The sequence below is a fragment of the Tichowtungia aerotolerans genome, from assembly GCF_009905215.1.
In the GTDB taxonomy this organism is placed as follows: Bacteria; Verrucomicrobiota; Kiritimatiellia; order Kiritimatiellales; family Tichowtungiaceae; genus Tichowtungia; species Tichowtungia aerotolerans.
The window spans coordinates 2,647,131-2,662,457 of record NZ_CP047593.1; the positions used below are offsets into that span (position 1 = coordinate 2,647,131).

Sequence of the window (15,327 nt, forward strand, 5' to 3'; positions counted from 1 at the left end):
CCCCCGCTCACTTGATCCGCGTTTCGCGCGGCACCTTCTTTCCCTGCACCGTCCGCATGGCTTAGAGTTTTTACAGTTTGGACGGGAAAGAAGAACCCATGAAACAGAATAACGCATTCGCGGCTCTGATGGAGCCGCTGCAACGCGCTGTGGCCGAAGAGGGCTACACAACACCAACTCCCATTCAGCAGCAGGCGATTCCCCATCTGCTGGAAGGCAAAGACCTGCTCGGCTGTGCACAGACCGGAACCGGCAAGACCGCCGCGTTTACACTGCCGCTGCTGCAGGAGATGAGCCAGACTAATATTACGCCGCCCAAAGGACGCCCGCGTGCACTGATCCTGTCGCCGACGCGCGAGCTGGCCGCCCAGATCGGCGACAGCATTACCACCTACGGCCGCCATGTGCGTGTGTCGCACACCGTCATTTTCGGCGGCGTCGGTCAGAATCCGCAGGTGAAGGCACTGCAGCGCGGCGTCGACGTGGTCGTTGCCACGCCGGGCCGTTTGATTGATCTGATGGATCAGGGATATATCCATCTGGATCGCATTGAGCTGTTTATTCTCGATGAAGCCGACCGCATGCTCGACATGGGATTTATCCCGGCTGTTCGCAAGGTGATTGCGAAGCTTCCCAAAAAGCGCCATTCGCTCTTTTTCTCAGCCACGATGCCGGCGGCGGTTGAAAAGCTGGCGATGGATATGCTGCGCAATCCGGTAAAAATCACGATTGATCCCGGACAGCCGACCGTCGAACGGATTACTCAGAAAATGATGTTTGTCGATAAAGGCCATAAAGACGCACTGCTGATCGATCTGATCGATGAGCACGATATGGACAAGGTGATTATCTTTTCCCGCACCAAGCACGGCGCGAATAAGGTGGTCAAAAAACTCGAGGCGGCCGGCATCAGCTCTGCGGCTATTCACGGCAATAAATCACAGACCGCCCGTACGAATGCGCTGGCCGGCTTTAAATCGGGAAAGTTGCGTGCGCTGGTTGCCACCGATATCGCCGCGCGCGGCATCGACGTCGATGGAATTACGCATGTGGTGAACTACGACCTGCCCGAAGAACCGGAAACCTACGTTCATCGGATCGGCCGCACCGCGCGCGCCGGAACGGACGGCGATGCAGTCTCATTCTGTTCCGCCCGCGAGCGCGACTGGCTGCGGCAGATTGAAAAAATGATTTGCAAAGAAGTGCCGGTGGATTTGACGCATAAATATCATTCTGAAACGGCACGTCGCGCGACCGGCTCCGATGCTCGGCCCGAGCCGAAGGGGCGTCAGGGTCGCCGTCGATCCGGCGGTCGTCCTTCCGGCGGCGGAAACCGCCGCCCGTCGCGCCGCCGCTAGGTCGCGTTTTCCAATGTTTGGAAAAAGATGGTTGTCCGGCGGTCAATTTTTCCAGGCATTGGAAGAGCGGGAGGTCCCTTCATCTGTGCTGGTCGGAGGTGCTGGCCGGGCTTTTCAGTTTTTCTTTGGCCCGGTATGCGTATTCGGAGTCCGGGAACTGTTCGGTGAGGTAGAGGAAGATGCCCTGTGCTTCATCTTTTCTGCCCAGTTTTTCCAGGGCGATGGCTTTCAGATATGCGAGTTCTGATTTCAGTTCCGGTGTCGGGGTCTTGTATGACTCTGACATTGCAACGAGGCTGATGACGTCTTCGTAGTCACGCTTTTCGTAATTTTTATACGCCCGGACGAGAGCCCCTTTTTGGGCCATGGAAGCGCACCCGCACAGTAATAAAGCGATGATTGCTGCTGATATGTATTTCATCATGATGACTGTCTCCTGTTAGTGCCGCGTGTTGCGGGGATATTGTAGTCGCAGGAGCGGGGATTGTCATCAGGTAAATAAAAAACCCCGGCGCATGAGCACCGGGGTTTTGCAACTCCACGTGGAGGACGTTTTACGCAACAGCCGCTTTGGCGGTTTCAACCAGTTTGGTGAAACCCGCCTCGTCAAAGATTGCGATCTCTGAGAGCATTTTGCGGTTGATGGTGACGTTCGCTTTGGCCAGTCCGTCGATGAAACGGCTGTAGCTGATGCCGTTGGTGCGGCAGGCGGCGTTGATGCGAACGGTCCACAGGCGGCGGAAGTTGCGCTTTTTCTGTTTGCGATGGACGTAAGCCATCGCCTGAGCGCGGTCAACTGCCTCGGTTGCCTGACGGAAAAGTTTGCTGCGTGAGCCGCGGAATCCTCGGGCGAGTTTCAGGCGGCTTTTGTGACGGCGACGACTCGCCGGGGAATTAGTTGCTCTTGGCATGGTCGTTACTCCTTAAATAAGCGCTTACGCGTAAGGGATGGTTTTAGCAATACGTTTCTGGTCAGCCTTGTCCACAATGGACTGACTGCCGAGACGACGTTTCTGTTTGCGGTTTTTATTGGTCAGAATGTGGCTGCCACCCATGTGGGAATACTTCAGTTTTCCGGTGGCCGTTTTCTTAAAACGTTTGGCCGCAGTCTTTTTGGTTTTCATTTTCGGCATAATGCACTCCTCGAAATGGTCTTAAAAGCGGAGAAATATAGGGCTGTGCCCCTGACGAGTCCAGTCTTTTCACGGCTTTTTTAAGCTAAATGCCGAGACCGCCCAGAAGGTGGGTTGTATCTTTGGTCCGGACACTGGCTCCTTCGCCTGTTTTGGTTACAAAACTGTGGGGCGGAACACTGTCCATTAGAAAGACGTTGCCGCCGATGACCGAATCGTGCCCGAGGACCGTTTTCCCGCCCAGAACGGTGGTGTTGGAGTAGATGATGACGTTGTCTTCCACGGTTGGGTGGCGCTGGATATGTTTGATCGGATTGCCGTGTTCGTCGAGCGGGAAGCTTTTGGCCCCCAGCGTGACGCCCTGGTAGATTTTGACGTCTTTGCCGATGTTTGCGGTTTCTCCGATCACCACGCCGGTGCCGTGGTCGATGAAAAAGCCGCGGTCAATGGTCGCGCCGGGATGGATGTCGATTCCGGCCTTGGCGTGCGTCCATTCGTTCATCACGCGCGGAATGATCGGCACGTCGAGAGAGTACAGCTCGTGCGCGATGCGGTGCGATGCAATGGCAAGGACGCCGGGATAGGCCACTTTGACTTCGGCATAGCTGAGTGCGGCCGGGTCGCCGTTATAGGCGGCTTTTACGTCGTCAATCAGCATTTCCCGAATGAACGGCAGTTTCCTGAGGAAAGCGTTCAGGATGCGTACTGTTTCCGCAGGTACATCGTCAAGGACCGGCGGGTTCGTATTGCACATGGCGGCAGATTGCCAGCGAAAGGGAACTGCGCGTTCGATTTCCGGGCCGAGGAGGGCGCTTACTTCATCGAGCTGTTGTTCAAAATGTTTTTCCAGATTGCTTTCCGATGCCGGAGCCAGTCCGGGGAACATGATGCGGATCAGAATTTTCAGCGCTTTTACCACCTGGTCGGCGGCCGGATAATTCCAAAGTACATTTTCAGGGCGGTCGGTATGTTCGGTCGAGTACAGGCTGGACAGTTTTTCTGCAATTTTCTGGGTGGGTGTTTTCTGCATAACATGAGCAGTTAAATCGGGATTGATTCATGATTCAAGCTCCCTTTAAGCTTTCTTTCAATCTCCCGTTGACCGGAAGCGGGGTGCGTGCTAGCTTCTTGCGCTTTGAAAATGTCGGGGCGTAGCTCAGTCTGGTAGAGCGCTACGCTGGGGGTGTAGAAGTCGCAGGTTCGAATCCTGTCGCCCCGACCAATCATTTTTGGCTCTTCCCCAAAGACGGGGGTAAGGGCGAATTTTTATTAACCACACATCACAATTACTCTCAATCTGTAATTGCTGAAATTCCTAAAGCCGTAGGCTCTCCTTTGAATCAGCTCCATCTTGGTATGGAAGCCTTCTGTAATGCCGTTGTTGCGGGTGAACCTCCACATCCGGGCGATCTCATCGCGCCAGGAACTCAATGTGGCCCCCAGCGTGCGCAACGGCTCGAATGGACTGTTGCGCAGCTGATCGATCCAGTACAGCAGGCGTGAGATTAGCGGCCGGCAGTCCTTTTGTGTTCGATGCTTCTGGTTAAGCAGTTCGCATAGCTCCTCTTTGGCCTTGTACACCATACCAATCGCTGGGTTCTGCTCAAAATATCGCTCCAGACGGGCCTGTTGGTCTGGATGAAGATTGCCGCTTTTTCGGCGCATCAGCGATAGCAGCCCACGGTTTTTACGCCCTACAGGGTCAAGTAGCTTCCATGTGTCGAGGAAATGGCGGATGACGGTTCGCACCACATGGAACCGATCGCTGACGATCAATGCATTCGGGAAATACTTCCGAGCCAAGCTGCGATAGCTTGATGAAAGGTCGATACAGACCACCTGAACGCGCTCTCGGCCTTTCATTCGCATCAGAGCGCTATGCAGGGAGTGCTCTGATCGTCCCTTGGCTACCTCGAATATCCGATGCTTCTGCAGGTCACAGAAGGTCGTTGCGTATCCCTGCTTCTTGGTGAAGAAGTGTTCATCAATACCCAGAACCGTCGGGCACAACCGGCTGGAAAACATCTTCTCTTTAAGCTCCAGATGGTCATGAAACCACCGCTCGACAGTAGCGGATCCGATCCGCCGGGTGCGGTGCAGCTGTTGCTGGCTGATGCCGTCACGGTGATCCATAAAGATCTCCTGACGGAACATCTCGGTACTGCGCCGGTACGGCAGCAGGCCGGGCACTCGGGCCCTAAAATAGCGTCTGCAGTCTTCGCAGCGATATTTACGCAGCGTCAAGTACAGCCAGGTGTTTTTCGTTCCAATGCTTTCATGACGCAGCTTCCGTACAAATCGATCCTTAGTGCGCAGCTGCTCTGAACTGCATTGCGGACAGGCCACCGGGCCAACGTACTCGGCATGAATCATCACGCCACCGTGGCGGACTACGGAATGAACCTTGATGCCGGGGCCGACCAGGTCTATCTTCTCTTGGGGCATAGCGATCTCCTTTTTATTCCAACTGCTACCTTAGCAGTCAGGGATCGCCCTTGCCCCCGCCTTTGAGGAAGAGCCTCATTTTTACGGCGAACTCACACAGGGTTCGCCGTTTTCATTTTTACGCGCAAATACCTTAATAAATGCGTGGTGGGTACGAAAACTAATCGGGAATCGATTTGCCTGAAAATAAAGGGCGAAGTGAATGATTTTGGAGAAAAAGATGTCCGGGGAAAGCTCGGAAGTGATAGATAATGACGGTGTTTAAGCAGAAAATAGTCGATTTTATGCAGTCAGGGCGCGGCGGATCAACCGTTCATCTGGAACGGAAAGGTGTGCTCTGATGATAGCCGCCGCGACAGCGTCAGGCAGCTTCGCGGTGGTACCACGAAATGACTCCGCCCAAGCGTTGTTCCCGCTTGATATCGCCTTCGCTTGTCGGCGAAAAGTCCGGCCTGAGAACCTTGTTCCCAATGTCTGTTCCCTGATGCGGTCTGTGCTCATTGTAATACGCCAACCATTCACGATTGATGTAATCTAACTGATCAAGGCTCACGCATACAAAATGATTCAGGCATTCACGCTTTATTTTTCCAATAAAGCACTCGCAGTACCCGTTTGCTTTGGGCGAGCGCACTGGAGTCCGAAGGCATTTAACCTGTTCGCTATTCCAGAACGCTCGAAACCGTTGACTGTATTTGCTGTCGCGATCATGGATCAAATAACGAATCTTAATGCCCATGTCCTCAAAGCGCATCGCCGCATTGCGGGACTGTTGCAGAGCCCAATCTTCCGTGGGATTAAATGTTGCCGGACTCATGAAAACCCGTCGGCTGCCCAGATGAATAAACACAAGTACATAGGCATCAACCCATCCACGCCACGTCAGAACGGGTTTAGTGAAGAAATCGCTGGCGACGAGTGTGTCCATATGCGAGTTGATAAACTGTTTCCATTGGCCCGGCGGGCGACTGCTGCCTTTGCCGGGGATAGGGGGGTGTCCCTCTCGCTTGAGAATATCACTGATGGTCGTGGCTCCAATGCTGATACCCAGTTTCTTCAATTCACCCTGAATGCGCTCGTATCCCCACGTAAGATTTTCAACGGCAATCCGCATGACCAGATTGATCGTCGTCTGTGGAGTTCCAAGGCGACCGGGTTTCTTTGGTTTTGGACCTTCCTGCGACCTCAACCAGCCTCGGTAGGTGCCCTGTTTAACCACAAGCAGTACATCGTCAACATCATGGTCAAGCTCTGCTCCGATTCGGATAAGCTCCGCCCGCTCTTCCGGTCGTGTGTAAATTCGATCCGTACCAATTCGGGATCGCAGCATTTCAATTTGGTAAGCCATCAGTTGAAGCCGGGCATTGTACCTGCGACGATATCTGGCTTCAAAAAACTGCTCAAATACCTGAAACATCCTCAAAAATCCATTCATATATCCTCGAACCCCATTGATCAAATCCTTCTCAAAATCAACACGTTAGGTGAGCTGACATGTTTCCGTACCCCTTGGAAAAGCAAAGAGTTGGTGAATCTAGCGAAACGGCGTGGAGGCAGCGATCCGAAAGCGGGATTTTGGAACGAAATAATCACATCTGGCGGCTTCGAATTGATGGTTTACCTATTGGGGACGAAAACAGGACTGAGTTCGCATTGCCATCAAGATCGACACCGTTCTTGATGGAGAGTGGTTTTAGAGAAGTTCGCATTACCATCAAGCCGGACCGACCACGGAACGGTCGTTATCGAAGATTACCTAAATGCCCGCCCGCAGAACGAAGAGCGCCTGCGCGCACTGATGCAGGCCGGGCGAATTCAGACGGTCATGTGGTACACGCTGCCGGAAATGTCGTCCGTCGCGCCGGAAGCGCTCATTCGCAACCTGCTCATCGGCAAGGGCATGGCCGACGGATTTGGCGGCGCGATCAATGCGGGATACACGGCCACCTCTTACGGCCAGATTTCCCAGCTCGCGCAGATCTACGCCGGTTTCGGCATGAAATCCGCACTGTCTTATCGCGGCACCAACAAACAGCAGGTTCCGCCGGTCTGCCGGCTTGAAAGTCCGGATGGCACGCAGATCTTCCATTTGCGCTGTTTTGACGAAGTCACCCGTACCAACTGGTTCTTCTTTCCGCACTACAAGCTCGTGCTCGGCAAGCACCCGCGCGACCTGAGTACGAAATGGAAGGATTCAGACTGGCCGGTGCACATGGCCGATGCCGGCCTCTACGAAACCGCCTTCCAGCTCAAAAACGAAAGCATGGATTTCAATGCGGACCCCGAAGCGGTCCGCGAAGCAATCCGCATGCTCGGTGCACAGGCAGAGCCGCAGATGGTCAACAACCAGCTGCTTGCGCTCGACATGGAAGACAACGCGGTGCCTTACGAAAAGCTGCCCGAACTCATTGCCGCCTGTAATGCCGCGCAGGGTGAATACCGGATTCAGCAGGCGGGTATCGATGAATATGTCGACGCCTGTCTCGACGGCATCGATCCCGAAACCATCCCGGTACAGCACGGGGAAATGCGCTACACGCTGGTCGAGGCCGGCTTTAACGGCCTGCTCGGCGCAACGCACTCTTCGCGCATGGATCTGAAGCTCGAGAACGATCTCGCCCAGCGCGAACTCATCAGTGTCGCCGAACCGCTTTCTGCCATGAGTGCGCTCTGCGGCGGCTCCTACGAAAGCGCACTGATCAACCGCGCATGGCTCTACCTGCTCAAAAACCACGCGCACGACAGTATTTGCGGGGCGGCCATCTCGCAGGCGCATGAAGATAATCCGTTCCGCTTTCGCGCCACCACGTCGATTGCCCTGGAATGCTCGCGCAAAGCGTCTGAAGAGCTCTGGACGAAGATCGACACCGCCGGCGCCTTCGAGGACGGTGATCTCACGCTGACCTTCTTTAATACGATGCCGGTATTGCGCAGCCGGATCGAGTCGGTGGTTGTCGACACCCCGCGTCCGAACTTTGGAAACTTCAAGGTCGAAACCTGCACCGGTGTCGGTCCGATCGTCGAAGGATTCGAGCCCGACAAAATGCTCACCTTCCAATACTTCGACCTCATTGACGAAGAAGGGAACAAGGTTCCCTACACGATTCTGCAGCGCGAAGACATTGATATGGAAGTCGAACGCAAGCTCGACGCCAACGCCGCCGTCTACGATATTCTGCGCAACCGGCTCCTTATCGAGGTCGAGCTGCCGCCGATGGGCTGGCGCACCCTCGCGGTGCGTCCGCGCCTGCGTGAATACGAGCCGAATCCGCGGCCCAACGGGGAACGTTCCTTCATCGCTGCGCAGAACGGTACGCTCGAAAACGAGTTTCTCCTCGCGCAGATCAAGCCGAACGGCACGCTGGATCTCACCGACAAACAGACCGGGCGGAGCTCGCAGGGGCTTCACGTCTGGATCGACGAGGCCAGCACCGGCAATGCGCACAAGCACAGCGGAGTGTTGCGCGACACCACGGTTAGCAGCCTGTGCGAATCCGTGCACCTGACGCTGATCGAAAACAATGCGCTGCGCGCGACCTGGCAGATGGATCTGACGCTTCCGGTTCCGGAGTGTGCTCAGGGCAGCGACCGTTCGCAGAACACGGTTCCGGTTTCGATTTCAACCCGCATCACGCTGGCCCGGGGCGCGCGGCGGCTGGAGTTCAAAACGGTTATTGATAACAAGGCAAAGGATCATCGCCTGCGCCTGCTGTTTCCGACCGGCATTCAGAGCGACTTCGCCTATGCCGACAACCCGTTCGATGTGGTGGAGCGGTGTGTGCTTTGGAACGACACCAAAGACAACATGGAGCCGCATCATCCGTTCCAGCCGATGCAGCGCTTTGTTACGGTCAGCGATGGCCAGACCGGCTTCAGCTTCATGAGCAAGGGCGTTGGCGAATATGAGGTGTTCGATGATGCCGACCGCACGCTGGCCGTTACGCTGCTGCGCACGACGCGCGTTTCGATGAAAGCCAACCGCGGTAAAATGACGCCGGAAGAGCTGGAGCGCAGCAACGGCCATCAGCTGCAGGGCCGTTACGAATACGAATACGCTGTGACGCTGCATGACGGAAACTGGAATGACGCCGCAATCCATCTGGAGGCGGATGACTTCCGCACGCCGGTGCGGGTGTTGCAGGGGGTTCCAAAGTCTGGAACTCTTGCGCCGAAACTCTCCCTGCTGGAAATCGCCGAAGAGCGCAGCATTCAGGTTTCGGCGCTGTACCGCGCGGAAGACGGGGCGACGGTTCTGCGGCTCTGGAACAGCGCATCGGAGCCGGTCGAAACGGCGCTGACGCTGCACGGAACTTTCCAAACCCTGGAAAAAATCAATCTGGACGAATCGCCGGCCGGCGAGGAATTTCCAATCTCTGGAAACGGAACGGTTGTGACGTTCCGTCCCCGGGAAATTCTGACGCTGCGGGCTAAATAAAGGGTTCCAATGATGAAGAAGCTGTTTTTAGTTTTATGTCTGTCGGCGAGCGCGTTTGCTGAGTCATCACGCTGGTGGCCGGAGCAGGCGATGCCGAAGGGGCTGGTGACGGTTGAAACGTCTGATATGAAACCGGTGATGGAGCCGTGCGGCAAGAGCGTGACGTCGCTGAATATGGGCCCGGAGCATATGATGGTTCAGTCGCTGGCCGGCCTGGCGGCGCAGGCGGTGAATGACGGGCGCGGCGACGAGATGGTTTATGTGAATCTCTGGGACAACACCGATTACAACCTGTGGCGGACCCGTGTGCTGGAGTATCCCGGGATTGAAGATCGCGGGGTTTCCAAACCCTGGAAGCTGGTTGAGCGGTATGCGCGATTGGGAATCGTTAAGGGCTATATCCTTTATTCGTGGGATTTTTCGGAAGGCGATATTACGACGCGCCGGGACAACAGTGACGAGTCCTGCAATGTGGCGACGACGCTGGCCGGACTGCTCGGGGGAATCATTGTTTCCGAAGGGCAGGAAGCACAGGCTAAGGCATTCGGGCTGACGTGCCTGGCGGATGTGCGCGATAAAACGGAGCAGTGGGTGTTCGATACCTATCGTTCAGAGCTGAATTCCAAGTCGGTTCTGCTGCAGGACCCGGCCGTGCCGAACAACCGGGCGATAGCGGTGGCGCACCGGATGATGACGATGTACGGGCTGGAGGAGCCGACGGATCAGGTTTTCCAATGGTTGGAAAAACCGGGGCTGGTGTTCGGCTGGAACGACGGTCGCAAGGAGGGGGAGTCTGTTTCGCAGCTGTCGCGGCAGGGGCATATCATTGTGCCGTCGAACTGGGCACTGAACCTGCCGGTGCTTTCGCTGCTGCGCACGGATGAGCCGCAACAGCCGTTCCATCGGTTCGACCCGAAGACGATTGATTTTTCCGACCATTCGCCGGCTGTTGCTTTTTATATGAGCGATGGCGACAACGTGCAGTGGATGCTGGGCGGGTTTGCTCATCATCCATTCTACTGGGGTTCGCGCCTGAACGGCGCCTATCCGCTGGGCTGGGGGATGCCGTTTGCGGATCTGATGCAGGTCGGCGTGGAGCCGTATCGCTACCTTCAGGAGACGCAGCCGCAGAACACCTCTGTGGTGCTGATGCCGGGCTATTTCTTCCCCGATGCGCTGGGCGACGATTTGCCGAAAGAGCAGCGGTTGGCGCTTCTGAAGCAGCATTCCGCCCGGATTGAACATTATTTGAAAGCTGCTGGAACCGGGCTGTTCTCTTTTATCTCCATGAATTATGACTCGCCGGCCGCTCTGGAGGCGTATGCGATGTTTGCCGAAAATATTCCGTCGCTGACCGGCATGATGGTGATTGATTATTCGCCGTATGAGGAAGGCAACGGGCAGATCTTCTGGATGAAGAATGCAAACGGGATTGACATTCCGGTGGTCTCCGCCAAGTACGCACTGTGGGCTAATCAGAATCACGAACACTCCGGCACGCCGGTGAAAGTCGCCCGCCTGATCAATGAAGAATCCGCGGCGGCAACTGAGCCGTTCTACGCGTGGACCATTATTCATGCATGGTCTGGATTCTATGAAAACTGGGCTGCCGATGAAGACGAAGAGAGCGGGGCGTTCGGTCGCGACGGAACTCAGGCCGGCGTGGCTCCGGCCTATTGGTGCGTGAAACGGCTGAACCCTTCGGTGCGGGTTGTGACCCCGGATGAACTGATCTGGCGCATCCGCATGGCCTATCGTCCGGAACAGACGAAGAGCGTTTTGAAATTACACACTGACAACTAACAATCCCGAACTGAGAAATTATGACCGGTTACTTTAATACCTTCGACTATGTCTTCATGTGCCTCTACTTCATCGTCCTGGTGGCGATGGGTCTCTATCTGAAAAGCCGCGCCTCGGAGTCGATCGAGGACTATATTGTCGGGGGCAATAAGCTGCCGTGGTGGGCAATCGGAATTTCCGGGATGGCCAATTTTATGGATCTGACCGGAACGGCGGTGATTGTTTCCTTTCTGTTTCTGCTCGGGCCGCGCGGGTTGTTCATTGAGTTTCGCGGCGGGGCCTGCCTGATTATGGCGTTCATGATGCTGTGGACCGGGAAGTGGCATCGCCGGTCAAAATGCCTGACTGGTGCGGAATGGAATATTTTTCGTTTCGGCGATACCTGGGGCGGGCGGTTTGCCCAGCTCTCCGCAGTGATTGCGCAGATTCTTGGAACAGTGGGGATGGTGTCCTACCTGATTTTCGGCGTCGGGCAGTTTCTCTCGATGTTCCTGCCGTTCCCTCCTATGACCTGTGCGCTGATTCTGGTCGGGGTGGCAACGGTCTATACAATGGTTTCCGGTTTTTACGGCGTCGTGTTTACGGATATTTTCCAGTCCGGCATCATCATTGTCGCCACACTCTACATCTGCACGATTGCGTTCATGAAAGTCGGCAGCGCCGGCGAACTGCAGAACTTGGCTCTGGAGGTAACCGGGAATCATGAGTGGATGTCCGCATCTGCTCAGTGGAACACAAATATGCCGGAAGGATACACGGCCTATCAGCATCTTGCGCTGTTTGCCTTTTTCTATCTGCTGCGCAACATTTTTCAGGGAGCCGGTTCCGGCGCCGACCCGAAATATTTCGGAGCGCGCAATGACCGGGAGTGCGGAACCCTTTCCTTCCTCTGGACGTCTCTGATGACCGTGCGCTGGCCTCTGATGATGGGGATTGCCGTGCTGGGAATTTATCTTGTTGCGTCGCTTTTCCCAGAGTTGGCTGCCGTGAAAGATGCCGTCGAACTGATCCGGCAGCATTATCCGGATGTGACGCAAAGCGGCTGGGGCGGGCTGGTTTCAAACATTGCCAACACGCCCGACACGTTCCCGGCGGAGCTGATCGCCGGCCTGAAAGCGCTGCTTGGGCCCGAGGACTTTGCGGATAAGGTCAAACTGCTCGGGTTCAGCGGAACAGTTAATCCGGAGCGCATCCTTCCGTCCGTGCTGATTCTCTGCACAATTCCCGGATTGCGAGGGCTGGTGCTGATTGCATTGATTGCCGCATCAATGTCCACTTTTGACAGCAACATCAACCTGGCATCCGGACTGATGGTTCGCGACCTCTATCAGAAGTACATTCGCCCGAAAGCGTCCAACAAAGAACTGGTCTATGCCGGTTGGGTCTCCGTTGTGTTACTGGTCCTCGGCGGATTCGGCTTCGCCGCTTCGGTCAAGAGCATTAACGATATCTGGAGCTGGATTATCATGGGATTCGGCGCCGGACTGCTGGCGCCGGGAATTCTTCGCTTCTACTGGTGGCGGTTCAACGGGGGCGGCTATGCGGTCGGCACGCTTTGCGGAATGCTCTCGGCCGTTTTCCAGCGGATCGTCGATCCTGGGATGGAAAAACTGTGGTTCTTCCGGATTGCTCCGCAATACAATGAGCTCATCCTGTTCGTCTTTGTGTTCATGATCGGGACGCTGGGCTGCGTTATCGGTTCGTTTATCATGAAACAGACCGACCCGGCCGTGCTTGAAGATTTTTACCGGAAGACCCGGCCGTTTGGATTGTGGAAAAAGATGAAAGACCTGCTGCCGGCTGACGAGCGGGGGCTGGTTACACAGGAGCATCGCAACGATCTGATTGCGCTGCCGTTTGCGCTGCTCTGGCAGGTCAGCATGTTCATGATGCCGATGCTGCTGATTACCCACAGCTGGGGTTCCTTTTTCAAGTGGGGGGTGGCGTTTGCGATCGGCCTCTACGGTGTTTACCGCTTCTGGTACCGCCACCTCCCGAAAACCAATAACTACGAGTCTTAACCATGATTAACGTCGATGCATTAATTTCTCTGGAACAGACGACGGACGGCGGCTTCCATTGCGGCCGGGGTGAGGTCGTTTCCGTAAAAACACCGGATGACCGCAAAGTGGAGTTCGTCACGTTTGAAGACGGCAGACAGCTGGCGCTGGTGAACTCGGCGATGGGCTATCCGGCCTATTATCCCGTGCAGGATGTGAAGATCGAAAAACCGCTGAAAGCGGTTCTGATGGATCTCGATGGAACGACGGTGCACAGCGAGCACTTCTGGATCTGGATTATTGAAAAAACCACTGCCAGTCTGCAGGGCGATTCAAAATTCAGACTTGAAGCCGCTCGTTTTCGGCCAACGGGAATAAAACAGATGGCAGGTTCCATCGTCATCGCGGACCATCGAGGCTCCCCAGATATGGAAATCCGGGTCGGTGAAAATGGATGCGGATGGAACCGCCTCAAGGATAAAGTGCTTTGGTTTTTTCATACACAGGAGTCTTCTCTATTTGAGGAAACATGTTGCTAAAAAGGATTCTTGTAGAGCAACGAAAGACTAGTTGAACCGGTTTAACAGCCCCGCTGTGCCTTGGCGTTTAAGGTTCGTTCTGGCTCTACAGGTGGGCTTTTTTTGGGTTCATGACCCATTTTCGGGGGACGAGGAGTCATAACGGAATTTTTGGTATCTTGCTTTTGCGAGAAACAACTACCAAAAGGAGATTCCGTTATGACCGCTCAAAAGATACTCAAAATTCTCGGTGAATGGGAAGGGTTCCGTGTCGGCACAGTGGGGCCGGCCCCAGGGGATCCGTCCGAAGTGTGGATCGAGTTGACAGCAGAAAATGGCTCTGGCCGTTGCAGTGGTTGCGGGTCGCTATCTCACACGGTCCATGACTCAACCATCCGGTGGATACGTGAACTTCCGGTCTTCGGGAAGACAACATGGCTGATGATTACACGACGGCGAATGCTTTGCCCCGCATGTGGCCCCAAGCTGGAAGCGCTCACTTGGCTGGACCCTTATTCGCGCTTTACCCGGCGCTTTGAAGAGTCCGTGGCTCGGTTATGCAAAGTCGCAACACACAAGCATGTTGCCGCTGAGTATGGGATTAACCGCAAGACGGTTAAAAATATTGAAAAGCGCTATCTGCAGCGTGAACTGGGGCCGATCAATCTCGCGGGAGTCGAGCTGTTGGCCATGGATGAGTTTGCGATCCAGAAAGGACATCGCTATGCCACGGTCATCGTCGATCCGACCTGCAAGAGGGTGCTCTGGATCGGTCGGGGCCGTACTCGTGCAGCAATCCATCCATTCTTCAAGTTGCTTGGCGAAGACGGCTGCAAACAGATCAAGGCCGTCGCCATGGACATGAACAGCTCGTATGAGCAGGAAGTTTGGGAGCACTGCCCGGACGCAGATATCGTCTATGACCTGTTCCATGTTGTCGCGAAGTATGGACGCGAGGTTATCGACCGGGTACGGGTGGATGAAGCCAACCGCCTACGCGATGACAAGCGCGCGCGCAGGGTCGTAAAAGGATCGCGCTGGTTACTGTTGCGCAATCGAGACAACATTACCAAGCCAAGTGATCAGGTACGTCTGGATGAATTACTGGAAGCCAATCGGAATCTGGCCACCGTATACGTGATGAAGGCCGATCTGAAAGAGCTTTGGAGCTTTCGCGATACCCGGCAGGCGCAATCGTTCTGGGATCAGTGGTACGAACGGGCGGTTCAAAGCTCCATCGAGCCTCTCATAAAGTTCGCGAATCGTCTTGCCGGATACATCAAGGGAATCATCTCCCATGCCCGCTGGCCGTTGCACACCAGCCTGCTCGAAGGTATCAACAACAAGATCAAAGTGCTCAAGCGAATGGCCTATGGCTACCATGATGATGAGTTCTTCTTCTTAAAAATCAGGCAAGCCTTCCCCGGAAATGGGGCATGAACCTTTTTTATGCCTAGACTTGATGGGGGCCGAAACGAAACTCGCGATGAAAGAGATGAGATGATGTGTTGGCAGTTGGGTGGATAAATGCGGGAGTTCGCATTTCTATCCAGTAGGTGGTCCGAACTGGATAAGCGTGTAAAGATAGAAAATGGAGGGAAATTGAGCCGTTTTTGCGAGATGTTTTGTAAAAAC

12 protein-coding genes and 1 tRNA gene are annotated in these 15,327 nt (G+C 55.0%); 7 read left to right on the plus strand and 6 right to left on the minus strand.

Features of this window, described 5'->3' with window-relative positions; genetic code table 11:
• Window positions 1-98: 98 nt before the first annotated feature.
• On the plus strand, window positions 99-1,358 hold the full coding sequence (locus tag GT409_RS10820) for a DEAD/DEAH box helicase (protein WP_160629103.1): 1,260 nt from the start codon (window positions 99-101) through the stop codon (window positions 1,356-1,358).
• A 79-nt stretch (window positions 1,359-1,437) separates the two neighbouring features.
• On the opposite strand, the gene GT409_RS10825 is transcribed toward GT409_RS10820, so the two are convergent.
• From GT409_RS10825 to epsC, 4 genes are all read right to left on the minus strand, one after another.
• Window positions 1,438-1,782 carry a tetratricopeptide repeat protein gene (locus tag GT409_RS10825; RefSeq protein ID WP_160629104.1) on the minus strand — a complete coding sequence of 115 codons (345 nt, stop codon included), beginning with the start codon at window positions 1,780-1,782 and terminating at the stop codon, window positions 1,438-1,440.
• 130 nt (window positions 1,783-1,912) lie between these two features.
• Entirely contained in the window at window positions 1,913-2,269 is a 357-nt protein-coding gene (gene rplT, locus GT409_RS10830) for a 50S ribosomal protein L20 (protein WP_160629105.1), read from the minus strand.
• Between the two features lie 24 nt (window positions 2,270-2,293).
• The gene (gene rpmI / locus GT409_RS10835; protein WP_160629106.1) at window positions 2,294-2,491 is read right to left on the minus strand and encodes a 50S ribosomal protein L35; all 198 of its coding nucleotides are present in this window, start codon (window positions 2,489-2,491) and stop codon (window positions 2,294-2,296) included.
• 85 nt (window positions 2,492-2,576) lie between these two features.
• Window positions 2,577-3,521 (minus strand): serine O-acetyltransferase EpsC, encoded by a 945-nt coding sequence (epsC, locus tag GT409_RS10840; RefSeq protein WP_160629107.1) that lies wholly within the window; start codon window positions 3,519-3,521, stop codon window positions 2,577-2,579.
• Window positions 3,522-3,636: 115 nt separating this feature from the next.
• On the opposite strand from epsC, the gene GT409_RS10845 reads away from it, so the two are divergent.
• Window positions 3,637-3,713 (plus strand) — tRNA-Pro (locus GT409_RS10845).
• Between the two features lie 47 nt (window positions 3,714-3,760).
• Here GT409_RS10845 and GT409_RS10850 read toward each other — a convergent pair.
• Both GT409_RS10850 and GT409_RS10855 read right to left on the minus strand, forming a co-directional pair.
• Window positions 3,761-4,936, minus strand: coding sequence for an ISL3 family transposase (locus GT409_RS10850; protein ID WP_160629108.1), 1,176 nt, complete (start codon window positions 4,934-4,936; stop codon window positions 3,761-3,763).
• A 361-nt stretch (window positions 4,937-5,297) separates the two neighbouring features.
• Complete coding sequence (locus GT409_RS10855; protein WP_160629109.1) at window positions 5,298-6,353, minus strand: integrase core domain-containing protein; 1,056 nt, start codon at window positions 6,351-6,353, stop codon at window positions 5,298-5,300.
• 270 nt (window positions 6,354-6,623) lie between these two features.
• On the opposite strand from GT409_RS10855, the gene GT409_RS10860 reads away from it, so the two are divergent.
• From GT409_RS10860 to GT409_RS10880, 5 genes are all read left to right on the plus strand, one after another.
• The gene (locus GT409_RS10860; protein ID WP_160629110.1) at window positions 6,624-9,371 is read left to right on the plus strand and encodes a glycoside hydrolase family 38 C-terminal domain-containing protein; all 2,748 of its coding nucleotides are present in this window, start codon (window positions 6,624-6,626) and stop codon (window positions 9,369-9,371) included.
• Between the two features lie 9 nt (window positions 9,372-9,380).
• Window positions 9,381-11,174, plus strand: coding sequence for a GxGYxYP domain-containing protein (locus GT409_RS10865; RefSeq protein ID WP_160629111.1), 1,794 nt, complete (start codon window positions 9,381-9,383; stop codon window positions 11,172-11,174).
• Window positions 11,175-11,194: 20 nt separating this feature from the next.
• Window positions 11,195-13,195 carry a sodium:solute symporter family transporter gene (locus GT409_RS10870; protein ID WP_160629112.1) on the plus strand — a complete coding sequence of 667 codons (2,001 nt, stop codon included), beginning with the start codon at window positions 11,195-11,197 and terminating at the stop codon, window positions 13,193-13,195.
• A gap of 2 nt (window positions 13,196-13,197) precedes the next feature.
• Entirely contained in the window at window positions 13,198-13,713 is a 516-nt protein-coding gene (locus GT409_RS10875) for a hypothetical protein (protein WP_160629113.1), read from the plus strand.
• A gap of 198 nt (window positions 13,714-13,911) precedes the next feature.
• Window positions 13,912-15,132, plus strand: coding sequence for an ISL3 family transposase (locus GT409_RS10880; RefSeq protein WP_160629114.1), 1,221 nt, complete (start codon window positions 13,912-13,914; stop codon window positions 15,130-15,132).
• The last annotated feature ends 195 nt before the right edge of the window (window positions 15,133-15,327 follow it).

Bases quoted from the DNA above. Each gene is read 5' to 3' on its own strand.
- GT409_RS10820 (WP_160629103.1), top strand. From the start codon at position 99: ATGAAACAGAATAACGCATTCGCGGCTCTGATGGAGCCGCTGCAACGC.
- GT409_RS10825 (WP_160629104.1), bottom strand. From the start codon at position 1,782: ATGATGAAATACATATCAGCAGCAATCATCGCTTTATTACTGTGCGGG.
- rplT (WP_160629105.1), bottom strand. From the start codon at position 2,269: ATGCCAAGAGCAACTAATTCCCCGGCGAGTCGTCGCCGTCACAAAAGC.
- rpmI (WP_160629106.1), bottom strand. From the start codon at position 2,491: ATGCCGAAAATGAAAACCAAAAAGACTGCGGCCAAACGTTTTAAGAAA.
- epsC (WP_160629107.1), bottom strand. From the start codon at position 3,521: ATGCAGAAAACACCCACCCAGAAAATTGCAGAAAAACTGTCCAGCCTG.
- GT409_RS10850 (WP_160629108.1), bottom strand. From the start codon at position 4,936: ATGCCCCAAGAGAAGATAGACCTGGTCGGCCCCGGCATCAAGGTTCAT.
- GT409_RS10855 (WP_160629109.1), bottom strand. From the start codon at position 6,353: ATGTTTCAGGTATTTGAGCAGTTTTTTGAAGCCAGATATCGTCGCAGG.
- GT409_RS10865 (WP_160629111.1), top strand. From the start codon at position 9,381: ATGATGAAGAAGCTGTTTTTAGTTTTATGTCTGTCGGCGAGCGCGTTT.
- GT409_RS10870 (WP_160629112.1), top strand. From the start codon at position 11,195: ATGACCGGTTACTTTAATACCTTCGACTATGTCTTCATGTGCCTCTAC.
- GT409_RS10875 (WP_160629113.1), top strand. From the start codon at position 13,198: ATGATTAACGTCGATGCATTAATTTCTCTGGAACAGACGACGGACGGC.
- GT409_RS10880 (WP_160629114.1), top strand. From the start codon at position 13,912: ATGACCGCTCAAAAGATACTCAAAATTCTCGGTGAATGGGAAGGGTTC.